Origin of the sequence: Micromonospora sp. NPDC005324 (assembly GCF_040607155.1) — a bacterium.
GTDB lineage: Bacteria > Actinomycetota > Actinomycetes > Mycobacteriales > Micromonosporaceae > Micromonospora > Micromonospora trifolii.
Window position 1 is genome coordinate 388,350 of sequence record NZ_JBEXGE010000001.1, and the last position, 18,434, is coordinate 406,783.

Consider the following 18,434-nt stretch of genomic DNA (forward strand, 5'->3'; position numbering starts at 1 on the left):
CGGAATAGCCTCTGACCTGCATATAAGGCCGCTGCCAGGGTCGCGAAACCATGATCATGCCGTGTCCCGGCCGTCAAGGGCTTGCGGAGCATCATTGCCGGCCTGGTCCTCACCGAGTGCCATGTCGATGGCCCGGCGGGTGCGATCCTCGCTGGCCGGCAGTAGGTGGGTGTAGGTCCGGAGGGTGAAGCCCGGGTCTGCGTGGCCCAGGTAGGCCGACAGAGCCTTGATGCTCTCCCCGGCGTCCAGGAGGACCGAGGCGTAGGTGTAGTGCAGGACGTGCATGCCGTTGTGTCGGTCATCGGGGATGCCGGTCGCCCGGATCGCGGGCTTCCAGACACCGGAGTTGAACATCGAGCGAGACAGCGCCTGACCGGGTCAGGTACAGCTCGACGGTCCGCGGCTCGCCGGTGCGTCTCCCACGGCAGGGTCACCGGGACCGGCGGGCAATCCCGCGTGTGCTGCTTGAGCCGGCCGGCTACCGAGTCCGGTAACGGGACCTCGCGGGACTTGCCGCCCTTCGGCGGCGCGAAGATCAGCGAACCGCGAACGAGTTTGATCTGCCGAGTGATCTGCAGTGAAGGCTGTCGTTCGCGGAGTGCCCGAGATTTCGTGGACGGTCGTAGAGCTTTGGTGCCGGCGGGAGGTAGCAGCTATCCGAATCGCTGAGCGAGCGACCGATGACACGCTTGTCCGGCTTGATGCGTGGGATGAGACTGCTCGGTTGGATAGTCCAGACCTAGCTATCGACACGTCGGTCACCTCACCAGCAAGAGCAGCTTGCCTGATTCAGCAGGTGATGTTCGCTTCCAGTTATGATCGGGCCGAACCAACGGTGTGAGAACTTTCTGTACGAGATCAAGGCGGCCCGCTTCGCGGACCGCTCGCGCCGCCGAACCTGGGCCGGGCCGATGGCCCGCCGCTCGCGCCTTAGGCCTTCGGCCACAGCGCGATCGGTGATAGCCCGCCGGCGGCGCGACATACGAAGAAGCCCCGGGCCGCCATGATCGATGGCAGTTCCGGGGCTTCGGTTTGGTCGAGACGCAGGCAGTGCCTCTGGCGGGGCGCTCGGGCGCTCTGGGATGGTTGGTGCCATCCCGACAACCTTCGTCCGGGCGAAGCCGAGCAGGTGGGGCCTGCCCGGTCAAGGTCGTTCAGACGGTGGGGTGCTCCACCTTGACCGGGCAGGCCCCACCCACTTCACGGTGTGCGGACGAAGGCCGACGGGATGGCTAGGAGGCGTAACGGTAAGGGGGAAGCGGGGACCGCCGGATGTCCAGTGCCGTTCTCGGTTTTACCCACGTTCCCCAGTAGGCGCGGACAGGGAACGACACTTCCAGCGCAACCGCCTCTGCGTCGCCTAGCTGCATGGACAGGGGCTCACTGCGGATCCAGTCCAGGGCAGCTTGGACGACGCACGTGCCACCCCCGATGTTGAGGCTGACGGATTGACCAGGCTTCAGCCCGGCGACTCGACGCCCATTCACGCTCACCCAAATCCGCCGAAGCACAGCGCCAGCGTCAAACGGCCGGCTCAGAAGCAGCGTTGCCACGTTCCCCGCTCTCGTGTCTCGGCGTTCAGCCGCCCACAGGCGGAAGTCGGTCGCCCTTCGCGCCGGCTGGCCCGGCCGAGATCACAATGCCAGAGGATCACCAACGCGGCTACAGGGGGAGGCTTCCAAGATCATGCCGTTTGTAGGCCGTCGAACGAGAGCCAGTAGTGACCATTGTTGACCATCCATGCCAGGTGTAACAGCAGCTCAGTGCATCAGTTGTCTGGTTTGGTCGACTGTGGCCCCACCCTAGATCAATTCCGCTGGAAGTAGGAGCCCGATCGGCCTTGACTTGCCCACTGGAGCCGAATCTTCGTGTCGAGGCCCAGCAATGCGTCTGCGCCAGTGGTCGGATACTGGGCGGGTGACGGAGGAGCAGGTTACCGAGTCGACGCGGTGGACGATTCACGGTGAGCGGGTGGTGGACGGCAGCCGGCGGGCGCGCTTGAGCATTGCCGACGTGGAACTGCCGGATGGGGTCCGTTTCGAGCAGTACGTGATTCGTGCACCTCGATCGGCCATGGTTGCGGTGCTTGACGAGCAGGAGCGCCTGCTGCTGATGCGGCGGCACCGGTTCGTGTTCGACAGGTGGGTGTGGGAGCTGCCTGGGGGTTACGTCGACGACGGCGAACAGCCTTCGGCATGCGCGGTCCGGGAGGTCGAGGAGGAAACCGGATGGCGTCCGGGTGCGGTGGAACCGATGCTGTCGTTCCAGCCGTGGGTGGCAACCGCGGACGCGGAGAACCTGTTGTTCCTTGCGCGCGATGCGACACATATCGGTCCACCGGCGGACGTCAACGAGGCCGAGCGGGTGGCCTGGATGCCGTTGGCGCAAGCGCGGGACCTCGTGTCTAGGGGCGAGATCGTGGGATCCGGCACGGTGATCGCCGTGTTGGAACTGGTCGCGCGCAAAGCCCGGGGTGAGCTGTAGTCAGCGGCGTTGACCGAGGGTCGCGTCGACGCGGTTGATGAAGTGTCGTACGGCTGGCCGGCGGCGGTGCGCTGTGAGTTCGGTCTGCAGGTCGCGTAGGTACCGGACGGCTCGGGCTGATCGCAGTTGAGTGGTCAGCGTGAGCGCTTTGCCGCCGATGGCGCTGGCGCGATCGGGCTCGCCGTTATGGGCGTGGATGGACGCGAGGAGAGTGAGATTGAAGGCCTTTCCGCGTATGTAGCGTTCGTCCATTTGCAGTGAGCGGACGGTGAAGCGTTCAGCCTGCTGGTGGTGGCCGAGGGCATGGAAGCAGTGGCCGAACTTGGCTGACAGGTACGCCTCGTCGAAGTAGCCGAGCCATTGTGCGGGTCGCTGCTGCGGTCGGCTCGGTCGAGGGTCTGTTCTGCCTGGTGCAGCGCGGTGGCGCAGGCGCGTTCGTTGCGCGCGGCTGCGTGGGCATGAGCTTCCATGACCAGTGCCTCGGCGGTCAGCACCGCGAGGCCGGCGCGTTGTGCCGTCTGCCGGGCGGCGCGGGCGAGGTCGACGCCGGTGGCGTTGTGACCGAGGTAGGTGGCTTGGTGGCTCATCGCGGCGAGGATTTCGGCGCCGAGCCCAGCATCGTCGGCAGCTCGGGCGAGGTCGAGGGCGTGGGTGAGGTAGCGCTGGGCGAGGCCGTGTTCGGCCGTGTCGTATGCCTGCCAACCGGCGAGCTGAGTCAGCTCGGCGACGGCGGCGAATAGCTTTCGGCCGGTCGCCGGATCGTAGCGACCCTCGGTCAGCAGGGGCGTGACCTCCTGGTTGAGGTAGCGGGCGAGGGTTTCGCGGGCGTGACCGCCTCCGTGCTGGTTGTCGAGTCGTCGGTAGGTCGAGGTCATCTCACGGATGGTGTCGATATCGGGTTGACCGACTGACCGGTGAACTTTCTGGGTGACGGGTTGTGTGGTGGGGGCGGTGAACCAACGCAGCGCGGGCAGGGTGTAGCCAGCGGAGCTGAACACTGTCTGACGGAGCATGTCTCGGCGGTTCACGTCGCCTTCCCACAACTGCGTGGCGGCGCGGACGTCCTCGCGCCAGGATCGGTCGTTTGGCACATCACCCCGATGGCTGCCGGGGGTGGGGTGGCGTGGTTGGTGGCACGGTGCGAGGCCGAGCGACATCCGGACCTCGTCCGGCATACCGCAGCCGTCGGCGATCCGCTCCAACACGTCGATGGAGGTCACCTTCCGGCCGGCAATCACCCGGCTGACGTAACCCTGTTCGAGGCCGACCACGGCTCCGATGCGCGTTTGACTCGCTCCCGCGTGTCTGGCAAGAAGCCGGAACAGAGTGCCGATGTCCCGGGTATGCACTGCGGTCCTGACGTCCTCCCGCGACCAGAAGCCGTCCGGAATCCGAAGATCGTCGAGTGGCACAACCGCCTCCACCGTCGTCGAGTGACTACGCATCGTGCACGACCTGGAGTTTGAGTCTGGTTCCGGTGCAGGTCGAGCACGCTCATGTCACCGTGACATGGCTAGCGGACATGGCCGGGAGACCGCAGCTGGCAGGACCGTCTTGGGCATGTTGTTCGATGTCGAAAACCCACCGGTCGAGCCGCCCGACGGCTGTCGCCACAGGCTGCTGTGGCGTCTGTGCCGAGCACTGTGGGAGGACCGTGCCGCCCGCTACTTCATCGTCGGCTGCGTGCACGACGACCAACTCGTGCCGTGCCGCCTGGCACGCCTCGCCGTAGAAGGCCTGCGAACCGCTAGCGGCGAGCAGGCCGTCGCGTCACCGCTGTGGCTTGATGTCGCCCGGAGCCGCATCGCCACGGGCGACATCAACCTCGCCGCCGTCATGGCGGAGGCAGGCTGGCACCGCAGCCGTGCGGGCCTGACGGGGTGAGGATGGCTGCGATCTACGGCCTGGAGGCCCTCATTGGCCACGCACAAGCTCAAGTCGACGCTGCCGACGAACTCCTGAACCGCCACGACGAGGTCGGACTCGACCTGTGCCGATGCGGCCGGCCGCACCCCTGCCCAGAGCGATTGAGGTGGCTCCAGAGGCGGGCGCACTTCGTACACCTCATCGGCGACTTAAGGTGACCACCCACGGCCCGGTGATGCCGATCTGGACCTGCGGAGGTTGCAATGCGGCCTGGCCCTGCCGGACCCGACAGCAGGAACTACGCGCGGAGTACGAGGGCGCACCTGTTTCCCTCGCGCTCTACATGAGTGCTCAACTGGTCTGCGCCTCGCGGGACCTGACCTGGGTGCCGGCGGGGGTCCTGCACCGTCGCTTTCTCGGTTGGACCCGATGAGCGTCCTCCGGCGGGCGACGAAAAGTTCCACTACAACGATGGCTCCCACAAGTGGATCCCCCAAACCCGGACTACGACCAAGCGGTCTGGGACGAAGAGGTCCGCCAGCACAAGCAAGCCCACCTGAGGAACGAGCACCCGAAGGTACGCATCCAGCGTCTCGTCTGAATCCAGCGATTGTTCAACCCGTGCCGGCAGAAACGGACCGAGATGCGCGCGAACAGGCGGATGGCCTCGAGCGCTACAGCGCAACTCGGATCGGCGAACTCCGCGACCTCGGTTAAGGGGTGCCTTCTGGAATTTGGTGGGTGGGATCGAGGGTGAGGTTGAGTAGTTCCAGGCCGGTGACGGGCTGGAAGCCGACTTCGGAGTAGAGCGTCAGAGCCGGGATGTTGTCGGTCTCGGTCTGAAGTGACACGCGATGCGCGCCAGCAGCACGCGCGTTGCGGATGACGTGCTGAAGGAGGGAGTTCGCGATACCGCCACGGCGATGGTGCGGGACCACGTAGAGGTCGCGGATAGACCATGCGGTACCCAGCATGAGCGATGCCGGCATGATCGTGGCCGTGATGAAGCCGCAGACTTGATTGGCTCGGATGGCGGCGGCTGCGGAAATCCGGTGCTGTGCGAGCTGGTCGTGCAGCCAGGAGCGGGTGATCTCAGGAGATGACGGTTGGCCGTAGTGCGCCCGGTAGTCGTCGAACAGAGCAGCTAGCTGATCGAACGCCGGATGAGCGGAGGCCATCGGCACGATTGTCGTCGTCACGCCGTAAGTGTGGCCGACGGTCAAGCAACCGGATGCTTTCGGGCGAGCTCCGGGCTACGCAGTCGTCATGGGGTTGCGAGGATCATCGGACTCAGATCCGGCACGACCGGGAACCGACAATCCGTGTCAAACGATCATCGAAGTCGAAAAGTGTAAGGGTCCAAATCCCCTGGATCATTGGCCGCCGCGCTGCTCGTGCAAGGCGATAAGCGCTGCTTCGACCCGTAATCCCACACCCGTCAACACGAGCACGCCGGCCAAGACGTACCCGCCGGTCTGAGGATTCTCCGGACTGACCATCAGCGCAGCAATCAGCAGACCAGCTCCAAGCGCCACGTTGCCGCCGACTCGGGTAGGTCCGCTGCGGGTGTACCGGAGATCCATGCCGCTCACCCTAGTGACACGCCATGGCGCGGCATCATCGGCAGGCGTTGGGGTACGAACCGTCGATGCGTTTACATTCCGGTGAGACCGAAGCCGTCGGTTGGCGGCTGGTGACCCTGTCCGACGTCGTCCGGCAGTTGCGGGATGCATCACCTGATGTCGCCGGACGCTCAAGGGTGATTGCGATCGATGGCCGGGGTGGTGCGGGTAAGACGACCTTAGCCGAGAGGCTGCGCAAGGTGGAGTCCAACTCCGCCATCGTGCACACCGACGACGTCGCCTGGAACCACGCCTATTTCGACTGGGGCACCGTGCTCGCCGAGAACATTTTGCAACCCCTGCACCGAGGGGAGTCGGTGAACTTCCGTCCCGATGCCTGGATCAGCCACGACCGGGCTGGCTCGATCACCATCCCTGCCGGCGCTGACTTCGTCTGGGTCGAGGGCACCGGCATCATCAGAGACGAACTTGTCCCGTGGTTGGACGCCTCGGTGTACATACAGGGCGATCTTGATGAGCAAGAGCGCTTGATGGTCGCTCGCGACGGCGACTCCTCCGAACAGCAGGAGCACGCGACGAACTGGCTGCGGGAGGAACTGCCCTTCATGCTGCAAGAACGACCGTGGTCCCGAGCCACCCTGATCGTCGCCGGCTCTTCGGGGATTGACCACGACCCGGCCACCGAACTGGTCGTAGCCCCGCCGGTCGGCCTCTAGCGCGCTTACTGCGGCACCACACGCGTCAGGCCCCGATCTCAGCGACCATCGTGTTCGCGTCCTCGAACGAGTCAACCACCGCAACTAGGCCGAAGTCGTTGGGCTGAAGCTGATGTCACTGATCCGGGCCAGTAAACGGCAGTTCCTGTTCAGTGCGGTGTTGTGGGGCATCGGCGCTCTGGGGTGGCTGGGCGCAGCGGGTTGGTGGTGCTCGGCAGCCGAGCCCAAGGTGGCCCTGGAGAGGTGGGCCTTTGCTACTAACGTCTCCGCCGCGATGCGATAGGCGGTATCCCTGACCCAATAGAGTGTCCTGATGTCGACGGTGAACCTACGGCGATCGGCGCGTGCGGTCGTCGTCGATGACGATCACCGTGTTCTGCTGCTCAGACTCGCCATTCCCGACCCCGCTGGCACGATCGTTGTGTGGATCACTCCCGGGGGTGGCGTCGAGGACGGTGAGACGCCGCTGGTCGCCCTGCGGCGAGAGCTGCACGAAGAGGTCGGTCTTGCTCTCGATGCCAACCCGCCTCAGGTCTGGCGCCAGGAAATAATCGCCCCTGGGCACACACCCGGCCACGATGGCGTTGTAAATGACTACTTTTTCGTGCGGACCGCATCGTTCACGCCGCGCGGTGCGATGAGCGATGAAGAACTCGCCGCCGAGCACGTCATCGGCTGGCGTTGGTGGTCGCTGTCAGAGATCCGGGAGTACCTCGGCCCGGAACTGTTCTCGCCGCGCGATCTCGCCACGCCGTTGGCCGCACTGATCGCCGACGGAGTACCAACCCAACCGGTGGCGCTCGGCCTGTGAACGAGTGGGGGCAGACGACCTAACATCTTGGTGCTGCTGAGGAATCATCCGCTCGCGCACGCGCCGATTGTCCGCGAGATCGAACGGGCGGCATCAGCTCATCTCGGACGAGCGTGGGCGGCGTCCGGTTTCACCGACCTGAACGATCGTGCGTCCCACCCGTGCGGGCTCCTGCACGGCGACGCGTTCTCGGTCTTCGCGAAGCTTGACGCCTCAGCTGAGGGACACGAGCAGTTCGTCGCCGAGTTGCGTGGCCTCAACCTGCTGCGCCAGCGAGCCGCCGTCGTGACGCCCGCGTCCGTCGGAGCGGGGGTGATCGACTTCGGTGCTGACTCGCTACTGCTGTTGGAGGCGATCCCTGAGATTCCCGTCGAGGCGCGCTCGGTGAACCATTGGCGGTCCATCGGACATGCCTTGGCCGCCCTGCACCAGGTTCACGAGGAGCGGTTCGGTCTTGAGCAGTTCGACGGCTTCTTCGGCCCGCTGCGCCAGGACAACCGCCCGGTGGCCTCGAACCGGTGGGTCGATTTCTACGCTGAGCGTCGTCTGCTGCCGCGGTTGACGTCGGCGGTCGACAGCGGTCACCTGCCCGTGGAGTTGGCCGTCGGCGTCGAACGGCTCATCAACCGACTGCCCGCCCTCTGCGGGCCGGAAACTCGGCCCACGCTGCTGCACGGCGACGCTCAGCAGAACAACTTCCTGACCACCGCCACCCAGGCGATCCTGCTCGACGCGGCCCCGTACTTCGGGCACCCCGAGATCGACCTTGCCCTGGTCGACTACTTCGAGCCGGTCCCCAGAGCGGTCTTCGACGCCTACGCCGAGATCACGCCGATCGACCCGGGGTTCCGGTATCGGCGGGAACTCTGGCGTCTCTTCGGCTACCTCGCCGTGATCACCGTCGACGGCACGTCGGCCTTCGGACGTCCGTTCCTCAACCGCGTCGCCCAGGCCATCGCGACATACGAATAGCCAGTCCCAGCGACGGCGTAACCGTAGCGACCTTGGAAGTAGGTAGATCGCTCCGAAGTAAGATCGCATCTAGCTTCGAGGGTAGCTACCGAACCGCATTCAGTGCTTCGCGGAAGTCGGAGGTGGCATGCTCGCGCGGGTAGCGACGGTGAAGTTCGAAGTCAACCTCGCCAGCGACCAGCAGCAACGACGGTAGGGACCGGCGAGTAGCAGCAAAGGCCGCCACCCCCTGCTCGATGGCCCGATCCAGCTCGCCGGCGCGCAGGGCCGTGGCGGCGAGAGTGAGTCGGGCTTCGGCCATCCGCATAGGTGAGCGTTCGATGCCGTCAGGGCCAGCGCCGAGACGCAGAACCTCGTTGGCGTAGTGCTCGGCGAGAGCGTCGTGTTCGGCGAGCCGGCAGGTATCCATCGCATAGAACAGCCACTTGCCTGGATCGACCTCGAAGTGGTTGTCGGGGCGGTCAGGCGTACCGAGTTCGTCGAGTAGCCGTCGACCTCGATCGAGTGCCGTCCGCGCGCCGTGGAGGTCGCCGAGCCGTGCCAGCGATTTGGCTTCCTGTGCGATCAGTTGAACCCCCACCCGGTGCCGGCCGGCGACTTCCTGGCCGGCTCGGGCAGCGGTCAGCGCCGCCTCGTGTCGGGACTGGGTGAGTGCGAACCAGGCCGTCATCTCCCACGCCCAGCCGGTGATGTCAGCATGACCGGCTTCGTCGCCGAGCTGGCGGGCGGCGATACGGGTGGCTTCAGCGCTGGCGCGCACGCCGAGGTCGTACTCGACACAGCCAATCAGTAGTGCCAGCCAGCCCGCGCACACCAACAATTCGCGGTGCTGCCGTAGCCCGGTCGGTCGCTGCAGCAGCCGCGCGACCTCCCGCAGCCAACCCTGACCCTCGGTGCGGAGTTCCCCGGCGTCGCGCCACCCGTATTGGCAGCACAGCTCGGTGATGGTCGCCTGCAACGTCTCGATGGTGGCGGGGGCGGTGTCGCTGGCGTGCATTCGATGTAGCAGTTCGACGGTCTCGGACGGCCGGGTGTCGGAAGCGGCGGCGACATCCAGGGCGGCGCAAGCGATCAGTTCCCCGCGAGCGGCGAGGACGTCGTCGATCCGGCGGGCCAGATCCTCGCCGGGGCGGCGACGGCCGTTCTCAAGCCGGGAAAGATGCCCCTTGTCGGCGGGCGACAGCTCGGCGAGCGCGGCCAGGCTGAGGCCACGCGCTTCTCGCGCTCTCCGCATTCGGACGCCGAATGTTGGCATGTCTCGCGCCTCCCGCCGGAGTTGCCAGGTTGCCGGAGCGGATTGGCAACCCGCAACCCGTCGACCGATGTGAGCGTACCGCCGCAGGGTGGACCGGACGAGCACGCGCAGTGACCGGTGGGAGGCGTGGTGGCCGCGCCGGCCGCAGTGGTGGTGTCTGACGTGTGAGGCGGATAAGCCCTGGCCGTGCCATCCCGCCCGGGTGCGCCTGGCCGAGGCGTATGGACGTGACCGTATCGGCCTTTCCATGTACGTCGGCGGCCTGCTCTTCATCGTCGCCGCGGAGTTGCCCGACGTGGCGCCGCCAGAGCTGTACGAGCGTTTTGTGGCGTGGACGCGCTGATGGGCAGTATCCAGCCGGGCGACGAGGGTGTGCACTACTCCGACTGGTCGCACCGATGGTGCGGTGGGCCGGTTGACGAGGTCAGTGGCCCGAAGTGTCGACGCGAGAGCCGTGGCCGACCGGGCGTCGGGACCAGCACTGTGGGCGCTGCCGGACGGCGAGCTCCAGAGCCTGATGGTCGGACTCGATCATTTCCCGGGCTATTCGACGCGCCATTTCCAGGCGGTCGATGTGCAAGTCAAGATCCGTCGGGCCGGCGCCTGCCATCTCGAACTCCTTGTCAGCGTTCGAACTAGTCGCATCATGCGTCACGCCGAGAATCGTCACCACTCCCCGATCGGTGGAAAGCTTCCGCCGTACGGCTCGGTGTCACTTACCCCGGTTGCGCCGATGGTAGCGGTGGCCGCGCCAGGCTGCCCGGAACTGCGATTACCTGGTCTTGCCTGCGCTTTGTACATTGCACGGTGCGCGGGTCGGGGGGCGCGACAAGTCCGGTGAGGGATCTTCGTTACGGGAGGACCGCCGTGCAGCATTCGAGCAGGACCGATCCCTTGTTCGTCGCCGTCGAGGCAGATTCGATCACCCGAGCGGATGTCGCCGGGCTCATCGCGGGGCGGCTGGCCGCCGTTCGGGTGCCGGGGTTGCTCTCCGCAGCCCGCTGCCAGGCGATCACCGCCGCGCTCGCCAACGCGCCGATGGACCGCTACGACGAGAGCCGGGTCTTTCCCGTCGTCGCCAAGTTCGGTCCGGCCATCAACGACCACCGGTCCGCTGGGGAACTCCGCGAGGACTACTGGGACGCGGCCCGCGCGGCCGAGAAGAGCTGGTCGACGCTGGGCCTGTCGGACTCGCCCCGCGACCTGTGCCTGGCCGCGTTCCGTGGTGCCTGGCCGGATGTGGCACCCGGGCGGCGGCAGGGTCGGGAGATGCACGTCGGCATCGTCCGCGAGATCAACGCGGGGCTCCAGGTGCACTTCGACGACGCGGTACGGGAGTACGCGGGCCGGCTGCTCGACAGCGAGGTGGTGGCCCAGTTGGCGTTCAACATCTACATCCGGGTGCCACCGGCCGGTGGTGAGACAGTGCTGTGGCGGCGGCGCTGGCAGCCGGACGACGAGCCGCTACGGATCCCCGGCGGGTACGGCTTCCACGAGGCGGTGGCCGCCGACACGCAGTCGTTGACGTTGCGCCCCACGCTCGGGGAGGGCTTTCTGTTTGATCCGCGGCACTATCACACGGTGCGTCAGGCGTCGGATGGCCGACGGATCTCCATAGGATGTTTCGTCGGGCTCACCGACGATGGTCGACTGGCCCTCTGGTCGTAGTGAAGGGCGTTTCCCCATGGTGGACAGAAGCGACGTCGAGGCGGCAGCGGCCCTTGTCGAGGGGCGGGTCCGGGAAACCCCGGTCATCGCCGTCGACGGCGCCGACCTCGGTGTGCCCGGGCAGCTCAGCCTCAAGTTGGAGCTGCACCAGCACACCGGCTCGTTCAAGCCGCGTGGCGCGTTCAACCGGATGCTCCAGGGGTCGTTGCCGTCGGCCGGAGTGATCGCCGCGTCGGGTGGCAACCATGGCCTCGCCGTCGCGTACGCGGCCCGGTCGTTGGGCGTGCCGGCGGAGGTCTTCGTGCCGGTCACCGCCTCGCCGGTGAAGGTGCAGCGGTTGGCGGGGTTGGGCGCACAGGTGCGCCAGGTGGGCCAGCACTACGCCGAGGCGTTGGCCGCGAGCACCCAGCGGGCCGGGGAGACCGGCGCGCTGGTAGTGCACGCGTACGACCAACCGGAGGTGGTGGCCGGTCAGGGCACCGTCGGCCGCGAGCTGGAGCGGCAGGTGGACGGGATCGACACAGTGCTGGTGGCGGTCGGCGGCGGCGGGTTGGTGTCCGGTATCGCCAGTTGGTTCGGTGGCTCGGTACGTGTCGTGGCGGTCGAGCCGGAGCAGATCCCCACCCTGCACTCGGCCCTGAAGGCGGGTCGGCCGGTCGACATCGAGGTGGGTGGCATCGCCACCGATTCGCTGGGTGCCCGGCGGATCGGCGAGATCGCCTTCGACACCGCCCGCCGAACCGAGGTGGTGTCGGTGCTGGTCCGCGACGAGGACCTGGTGCGGGCGCGCAGGTTGCTCTGGTCGGAGCTGCGGGTCGTCGCCGAGTTGGGTGGTGCCGCCGCGCTGGCCGCGCTGGTGGGCGGCGCGTACGTGCCGCAGCCGGGGGAGCGGGTGGCAGTGATCATCTGTGGTGGCAACACCGACCCGAGTGACCTGGGCCCGGCCGCGCCGCACTGACCTGTCAGTCGCCGTCGCGCAGCCGGCGCAGCGCGTGCTCCACCTGAAGGGTGTCCAGGTGGGTGTCGCCGAGGAGTCGTCGACGGTCGGCCAGCAACTGCTCGTACACCTCGATCGCCGCGTCGACCTGCTCCTCCAGCAGCAGCACCAGGGCCAGGGTGGATCGGATGGCGAGCACCTCGCTGCGGTCGGCGTGCCGGGGTTCCACAGTGGCCACTGTTGCCCGCAGCTCGGCCTCGGCCTCGGTGAGCCGGCCCTGCGCCTGCATGCAACGGGCCAGCGTGTGCCGGGCCTGCCAGGTCTCGGGTTGGTTGAGCGGCCACAACCGGTAGCGGACCTCCAGGATGGCGTGCAACATCTCCTCGGCCTCGGGCGCCCGTTGCTGGGCCAGCACCGCCAGCGCCAGGCTGTGCCGCACGATCATGGTGTCCCAGTGTTCCGGGCCGCGTACCTGGTCCTCGGCGGCGACGATCTGCCGCAGCTCCAGCTCGGCCTCCGGCCACTGGCGCTGCGCCATGATCGCCTTGGTGAGCTTGTGCCGGCTGGCGAGGGTGTCGGCGTCGTCGCTGCCCAGCACCCTGGTGCGGTCAGCGATCACCTCGCGGAGCACCCGGTCGGCCATCTCCGGCTGGTTGCGCTCCAGCCAGGTGCGACCCAGCTCGTGGCGCAGCGCGAGCACCTGCGGCCGGTCCAGGTCGTGGTCGTACGCGGCGCAACCGCGCACGATCGGGTCGAGGATGTCGAAGGCCGATCCGGGTAGGCCGACCGCGATGAGGTAGCGGGCGGTGAGTCGGGTCAACTCCAGTGCGCGGCGTACCGTCTCGGGGTCGTGCTTGTGTTTCTGCGGCACGAGGTATTCGCGCACGGCCTCGACCAGGTGTGGCACCAGCACGTCCCAGTTGGTCCAGGCCGCCGAGTCGTCCGGGTTCTGCCCCTCGGTGGCGGCGAGCAGCAGCTTCATGACCAGCCCGTGGTATTCGGCGATCTGCTCACGCACCTCGTCGCGGTCGCGGAACATCGCGTGCACCAGTGGGTGCAGCGAGAGCACGTGCGCGAACGCCGGGTCGGTGACCTCCTCCTGCACGTCGAAGTCGACAAGGGCAAGGTTGCCGATGCCCTCCAGCACCTTCACCCGCTGCCGGCCGGTGAGCCCCTTGAAGAGCGGCGACCCGGCCAGGATGGCCGGCTTGAGCACCACCTCGTAGGGCACCGGGGAGATGCTCAGGCAGGCCAGCACGTTGAGCAGTGGCCGGCTCTGTTGAAGCTGGCGGCGGGCCAGCAGGTCCAGAGAGATGTCGTCGACCTCGCGGACGATCTCCAGGCCGAGGGACTCGTCGAGATCGATGTCGTCAGCGTCGCGCGGTGAGCGGAACCGACGTTGCACGGCCGTCCGGTAGTCGGCGAAGGTGGTGATGGTGGACGAGCCGCGCCAGACCGGGCTGGCGTTGACCGACCGCAGGTAGTTGCCGGCGGCGCGCAGGGCGAGGGGCAGCCCGCCCAGCTCCCGGGCGAGCTCCCGGGCGTCGGCCGGGCCGCCGGCCTGGGCGCCGGCCCGGTCGACGAGCACCTGCGCGCCGGCGTCGGCGCCGAGAGGGCGCACCTGGTGCAGCACCGACCAGGTGCCCCAGGTGGCCCGGTTGCCGTCCCGGCTGGTCACGATGACCATGCCGTCGTCGGCCTCCGGGCTGCGCAGCCAGCCGGTGCCGTCGGCGAGCACTCCGTCGGTGGGGCCCAGGCTGGCGGGCTCGTCCGCACTGTCGAAGATCAACAACCAGGGCTGTGCGGCCTGGTTGAGGTAGCGCCAGACCAGGTCGGTGGCGCTGATCATCCCGGCCCAGGCCTGGTCGACCTGGGTCTCCGACGCGCCGAGTTGGCTGACCACCTCCCGCATCCCGGAGTTGAGCCGCCCGGCCTGCACCCACCAGACCGTCCGGCCGTCGGCGCGGGCCCGGCGGGCGATCTCCAGCGCGACGTGGCTCTTGCCGGAGCCGCCCATGCCGCACAGGATGTGCACGGAGGGCCGGCCTCCGGCGATCTCCCCCGGCTGGACGATCTCGTCGATCAGGTCGTCGCGCCCGTGCAGCGGGCTGTCCAGTCGCCCGAGCGGTGGGTCGACGGAGACCCGACTCGGCCTGTCGTACGCAGGCCGAGGCACGCCGGCATCCTCGGGTGGAACGTCCGCAGTCAATGCGGTCCCCCTTCGGTGGCGAATTCACAATGGGCCGGCGGCGAAAGATCCTGTCCATCTGGTGGACAGTCGGAGGGATTGCCACAGGCGCCATGTCGACCGCAAGCGTATCCATCCCCGTACCGGGTTGCACACTCTCCGTTTAGGCCGCCCGACTGACCGGAATCGGTGCCGGAATTCCCAATTCGCGACTGATTCCGGCCGATCCGCCGGGCCCGGCGCTCGACAGGTGCCTCCACGATGGACTTATGAACTGGTCGTCAATCCAGGACGTCATCGACTGGGGAACCGTGCCGGACTGGTTCGGCGCGGTCGGCTCCATCGCCAGCGTGCTCTTCGTCTACCTCGGATTGCGGCGGGAGATTCGCGCGCGCCGCAACGACGATCTCCGAATTCGCGCCACCCAGGCCCGGCTGGTCTCGGCGGTGGCCGAGATTCGCGGCACCTCGGTGCTGCGGGTCGGCGTGGCCAACGAGAGCGACGCCCCGGTGCTGGACGTGGTGGTGCTGGCTCGACTCGTTCCGCCCGACGATCCGGACGCCCCACCGGTCGGGCTGGCCGCGGCGAAACAGGTCCGTCGGATCCCCGGCCACGACGTGCACGACCTCTTCGTCACCGTCGCGGCGGAGCACCGGCTCCGCCCGGCCGACACCGTTCTGGTGGACCTCACCTTCACCGACCACGACGGTAATCGCTGGCACCGGATCGGTGCCGGCCAACCGGAGCCGGTGGGCTGACCGGTTTGGGTGGTCCGGCGGAAGAAGTGCTCCTGCCGGACCACCCATTTCACCTCAGAGGGGGTAGGTGCGGGCGACAGCCAGCATCTCGGAGGTGTGCGACCCGACAACGCCGACGGCCGGCGGCCGGGGGCGGAAGCCGGGCAGCGCGTCCAGCCCGTCACTGGCGTCCATGGCCCGCAGCGCGACCGGGTCGTCATCCGGCCCCGGGTACATGGTCAGCGCGATTTCGACCCCCTCCGCTGGTGGCGCGTGGAACACCACGCCGAAGCCCCAGGGCTTCTGAGTCGGCGCCATCCGAACGTCGAACTGTCGTCCGTTCACCGTCGCCGACGTCACTTCCGTCGGTCCGTTCACGTGCAGCGTGAGCAGGCGGACCGGACGCTGTGGAAGGACACGTACCCGCACGAGCCGTTCGTCACCGGAGCGCGTGTCGGAGAGCACCTCCACCTTCGGCGCGGGCAGGTCCGCCGTCGGGGCCGGACCACCGCGCAGTTCTGGATCGCCCAGGCCGGGGAAGTCCTCGACCGTGGTCACCCCGTCCACGTAGCCGTCCGTCCACGACTGCGGGTCGGTCTCCTTGCTGAGCCAACGGGCCTGGCCGGTGTCGGTGTCGAGGGCGTACATCAGGTGGGTGGGCGCGGGGTGGGCAGCGTCGAAGCGGTCGACGGCCAGGCCGACCCCGGCGAGCACCACCGCCGCCACCGCGGCCGCACCGGCCGGCAGCACCGCGAGCCGCCGGGCCCGCAGCGCGAGCAGACCACGCTGGCCGCCGGCCTGCGGGTGCAGCAGGTCGACCACCGGCAGGGCGGTCAGGCCGAGCAACACCGCTACCAGCGCGGCCACCCCGCCCATGGCCATCCCCAGCGCGGGAAAGAGCAGCACCACTGTGGGTAGCAGGATGACCACCCCCACGGCCGCGGCGGCCGTCACCGCCACCACCGGCCACGGTCCGGTCTGCCGGGTACGCAGCGCGACCAGCCCGCCGAGGGCGCCGGCCAGCGCCGGCACCGTGGTGAGGTACGCCCCACCCGGCACCGCCACGGCGAGCAGCACCCCGAGCACTGCCAGCCAGGCCAGCCCGCCGACGGCCAGCGCGGCCGGGCCGATCCGGCGGCGGGTCAGCGCGTACCAGGTGAACAGGATGGCGGTGGCGAGCGCCAGGACGGCCAGTCGGTACCAGATCGGCCGGTACGGGTCGAGCAGCTCCGCGTACCCCGGTCGGATCGTGGTGATGGCCAGCCAGAGCAGTTGGGCGGCGACCGGCGCGGCGACGATCGGCACCAGGGCCAGCGCGAAGCCGGCGGCCAGCCGGCCGGTGCTGGCCCGGCCGCTGCGGCGGGTCAGCCAGCCCAGGGCGGCAACCAGGGCCACCGAGAGCAGGGCCAACGGCAGTGTGAGCCAGCCCGGGTAGCGGACCAGCCCGCCGGGGACGGGGAAGTACGTGGCGTCGTGCCCGGAGCGCAGGTCGGTCAGGTCGGTGCCACCGAACTCCCGGGCCAGGCCCAACGCGTTGTCCCCGTGCTGCTGGAGGCTGCCCCGGTCCATGGCGGCCGGAATGTCCAACGGCGTGTGGTAGATCGCGCCGCCGTCGATGTACGCCGAGTTCAGCCCGACGAACTTCTGATCGAGGAAGGCGGTGAAGTCGGTGTCGTTGGGCAGCGCGCGGTAGATCTCCACAGCGAACGAGGTGCCGACCGGGTGTGGGGCGGCCCGGCCGAAGATGTCCACCAGCTTCGCGTTGTTCCGGGACGTCTCGAACATGATCACCGGCCCGGTGGAGCCCCGCGCCTCCAGGTTGAGCACCACACCGCCGTCGGCGGCCAGCGGGTGGCTGGAGGCGAACGCGGCCGCCCCGCAGAGGCATGCCTCCTCGGCGTCGGTGAGCACGAAGACGATGTCGTTGCGTGGCCGGGGGCCGGTGGTCAGCGCGCGGGCCACCTCCAGGATGGTCGACGTGCCAGCCGCGTCGTCGTTGCCGCCCGGCCCGGTCTGTACCGAGTCGTAGTGGGCGACCAGGAAGACCCGACCCGTCGAGTCGGTGCCGGGCAGCCGGGCCACCACGTTGCGGACCCGGGCCAGTGTCGCTCCGCCCGCCGCCCCGCCGAGTTGACCGGCCTCCGGCGCCACAGTGTCCTGCACCTCGGTCTCCAGGCCCAACCCCCGCAACTGCTGCTCAAGGTGCGCGCGGACCTGCTCGTTGGCCGGGCTGCCGGCGACGTGCGACCGGGCGGCGATCACCTGGACGTCCGCGTACGCCCGGGCGGCGCTGAACGCGCCCGCTGGCGCGTCGGCCGACTTCGGGGCCGGGGTGCGCAGGTCGAGCAGACTGCCGGCGCCGACCGCGGCCAGCGCGACCAGGGCTGCCGCGGCGGCCACGAGCCGCCGACGCGGCCGGGTCAGCGCCCGGCTGGCAGGGGGTACGCCCGGAATCGGACGGGGCGGCGTGCCCGTCGTGGCCGGGGTGGTGGGTGCGCCCACGGGAACTCCTCGGGGGGTGGTGGGGCCTGGGGTGGGATCATCCTGCCCGTCGGCGGCTGCGGATGGGATGGCCGGTACGTCCGGCGTCCATCAGCCGCCCGGTTTGTCAGCGGCCGAGCAGTGATGCGCCCCATCCCCGCCCGCGCCGGAGGCATCGTGTTGTGTGCGACCGTTGTCTAATACAGGATCAGCAGGGCACTCGGAAGGAGCCCGACATCACCAGCGAACTCCCGCGTCTCGCGGCGGTGACCCGGCCGCACCGGGGGGCCGGCTTGGTCGGTTCCTCAGTTGTGCCGTACCCGCACGGTGGCCTGGCGCGGCACGCCAACCTGCCGCCGGGTGAGCGGTTGCGGGTCCTGCTGGTGGAGGACGACGAGGGCGACGCCTTCCTGGTCGGTGAGCTGCTCGCCGAGACGAACTCGATGATCGACCTGCTGGTCGCCACCAGCCTCCGGGAGGCGCGGCAGCGGATCAGCGACGTCGACTGCGTCCTGCTCGACCTGGGCCTGCCCGACGCGCAGGGCCTCGACGGGCTGCGCCAGGTGTTGGAGATGTCCAGCGGTGCAGCGGTCTGCGTGCTGACCGGCCGCACGGACGAGCACCTGGGCGTCGTGGCGGTGGCCGAGGGCGCCCAGGACTACCTGGTCAAGGGCCAGGTCGACGGGGTGCTGCTGACCCGGGCGCTGCGCTACGCGGTGGAGCGCAAGCGCGCCGA

16 protein-coding genes and 1 pseudogene are annotated in these 18,434 nt (G+C 68.5%); 10 read left to right on the forward strand and 7 right to left on the reverse strand.

From position 1 onward, the window contains the following. Positions 1-54: 54 nt before the first annotated feature. Positions 55-354: a hypothetical protein gene (locus ABZS40_RS01935; RefSeq protein ID WP_354940776.1), complete on the reverse strand. Its 300-nt coding sequence runs from the start codon at positions 352-354 to the stop codon at positions 55-57. A gap of 1,563 nt (positions 355-1,917) precedes the next feature. On the opposite strand from ABZS40_RS01935, the gene ABZS40_RS01940 reads away from it, so the two are divergent. Next, positions 1,918-2,484: an NUDIX hydrolase gene (locus ABZS40_RS01940; protein ID WP_354940779.1), complete on the forward strand. Its 567-nt coding sequence runs from the start codon at positions 1,918-1,920 to the stop codon at positions 2,482-2,484. Here the strand turns inward: ABZS40_RS01940 and ABZS40_RS01945 are convergent. Beyond that, positions 2,485-3,896, reverse strand: a pseudogene (locus ABZS40_RS01945) (helix-turn-helix transcriptional regulator). A 148-nt stretch (positions 3,897-4,044) separates the two neighbouring features. Here ABZS40_RS01945 and ABZS40_RS01950 point away from each other — a divergent pair. Beyond that, positions 4,045-4,368, forward strand: a complete 324-nt coding sequence (locus ABZS40_RS01950) for a hypothetical protein (RefSeq protein ID WP_354940782.1) — start codon at positions 4,045-4,047, stop codon at positions 4,366-4,368. Between the two features lie 695 nt (positions 4,369-5,063). Here the strand turns inward: ABZS40_RS01950 and ABZS40_RS01955 are convergent. Together ABZS40_RS01955 and ABZS40_RS01960 are read right to left on the reverse strand one after the other, a co-directional pair. Then, positions 5,064-5,549: a GNAT family N-acetyltransferase gene (locus tag ABZS40_RS01955; protein WP_354940785.1), complete on the reverse strand. Its 486-nt coding sequence runs from the start codon at positions 5,547-5,549 to the stop codon at positions 5,064-5,066. Between the two features lie 174 nt (positions 5,550-5,723). Beyond that, positions 5,724-5,933, reverse strand: coding sequence for a hypothetical protein (locus ABZS40_RS01960; protein WP_354940788.1), 210 nt, complete (start codon positions 5,931-5,933; stop codon positions 5,724-5,726). A gap of 23 nt (positions 5,934-5,956) precedes the next feature. Between ABZS40_RS01960 and ABZS40_RS01965 the strand changes: the two genes are divergently transcribed. The 3 genes from ABZS40_RS01965 (at position 5,957) to ABZS40_RS01975 (ending at position 8,432) form a co-directional block, all read left to right on the forward strand. After that, positions 5,957-6,649, forward strand: coding sequence for a hypothetical protein (locus ABZS40_RS01965; protein ID WP_354940791.1), 693 nt, complete (start codon positions 5,957-5,959; stop codon positions 6,647-6,649). Between the two features lie 313 nt (positions 6,650-6,962). Continuing rightward, positions 6,963-7,460 carry an NUDIX domain-containing protein gene (locus ABZS40_RS01970; RefSeq protein WP_354940794.1) on the forward strand — a complete coding sequence of 166 codons (498 nt, stop codon included), beginning with the start codon at positions 6,963-6,965 and terminating at the stop codon, positions 7,458-7,460. A gap of 30 nt (positions 7,461-7,490) precedes the next feature. Further along, positions 7,491-8,432: a fructosamine kinase family protein gene (locus ABZS40_RS01975; RefSeq protein ID WP_354940797.1), complete on the forward strand. Its 942-nt coding sequence runs from the start codon at positions 7,491-7,493 to the stop codon at positions 8,430-8,432. A gap of 85 nt (positions 8,433-8,517) precedes the next feature. Here ABZS40_RS01975 and ABZS40_RS01980 read toward each other — a convergent pair whose 3' ends face one another. Then, positions 8,518-9,792 carry a helix-turn-helix transcriptional regulator gene (locus ABZS40_RS01980; RefSeq protein WP_354940805.1) on the reverse strand — a complete coding sequence of 425 codons (1,275 nt, stop codon included), beginning with the start codon at positions 9,790-9,792 and terminating at the stop codon, positions 8,518-8,520. A 97-nt stretch (positions 9,793-9,889) separates the two neighbouring features. Here ABZS40_RS01980 and ABZS40_RS01985 point away from each other — a divergent pair, with 97 nt between their 5' ends. The 3 genes from ABZS40_RS01985 (at position 9,890) to ABZS40_RS01995 (ending at position 12,313) form a co-directional block, all read left to right on the forward strand. Beyond that, positions 9,890-10,030, forward strand: a complete 141-nt coding sequence (locus ABZS40_RS01985; protein ID WP_354940808.1) for a hypothetical protein — start codon at positions 9,890-9,892, stop codon at positions 10,028-10,030. A 524-nt stretch (positions 10,031-10,554) separates the two neighbouring features. Beyond that, a complete protein-coding gene (locus ABZS40_RS01990) occupies positions 10,555-11,355 on the forward strand; it encodes a proline hydroxylase (protein ID WP_354940811.1) in 801 nt (266 codons plus the stop codon). Between the two features lie 16 nt (positions 11,356-11,371). Next, entirely contained in the window at positions 11,372-12,313 is a 942-nt protein-coding gene (locus ABZS40_RS01995; protein ID WP_354940814.1) for a threonine/serine dehydratase, read from the forward strand. Positions 12,314-12,317: 4 nt separating this feature from the next. Here the strand turns inward: ABZS40_RS01995 and ABZS40_RS02000 are convergent, their stop codons facing one another. Next, on the reverse strand, positions 12,318-14,468 hold the full coding sequence (locus tag ABZS40_RS02000; protein WP_354940817.1) for a tetratricopeptide repeat protein: 2,151 nt from the start codon (positions 14,466-14,468) through the stop codon (positions 12,318-12,320). A 281-nt stretch (positions 14,469-14,749) separates the two neighbouring features. Here ABZS40_RS02000 and ABZS40_RS02005 point away from each other — a divergent pair, with 281 nt between their 5' ends. Next, entirely contained in the window at positions 14,750-15,238 is a 489-nt protein-coding gene (locus ABZS40_RS02005; RefSeq protein ID WP_238678090.1) for a hypothetical protein, read from the forward strand. A 54-nt stretch (positions 15,239-15,292) separates the two neighbouring features. Here the strand turns inward: ABZS40_RS02005 and ABZS40_RS02010 are convergent, their stop codons facing one another. Beyond that, a complete protein-coding gene (locus ABZS40_RS02010) occupies positions 15,293-17,671 on the reverse strand; it encodes a M28 family peptidase (protein WP_354940884.1) in 2,379 nt (792 codons plus the stop codon). A gap of 338 nt (positions 17,672-18,009) precedes the next feature. Between ABZS40_RS02010 and ABZS40_RS02015 the strand changes: the two genes are divergently transcribed. Then, positions 18,010-18,434 (forward strand): response regulator (locus tag ABZS40_RS02015; protein ID WP_354940821.1); only part of this gene is annotated, 425 nt, incomplete at its 3' end.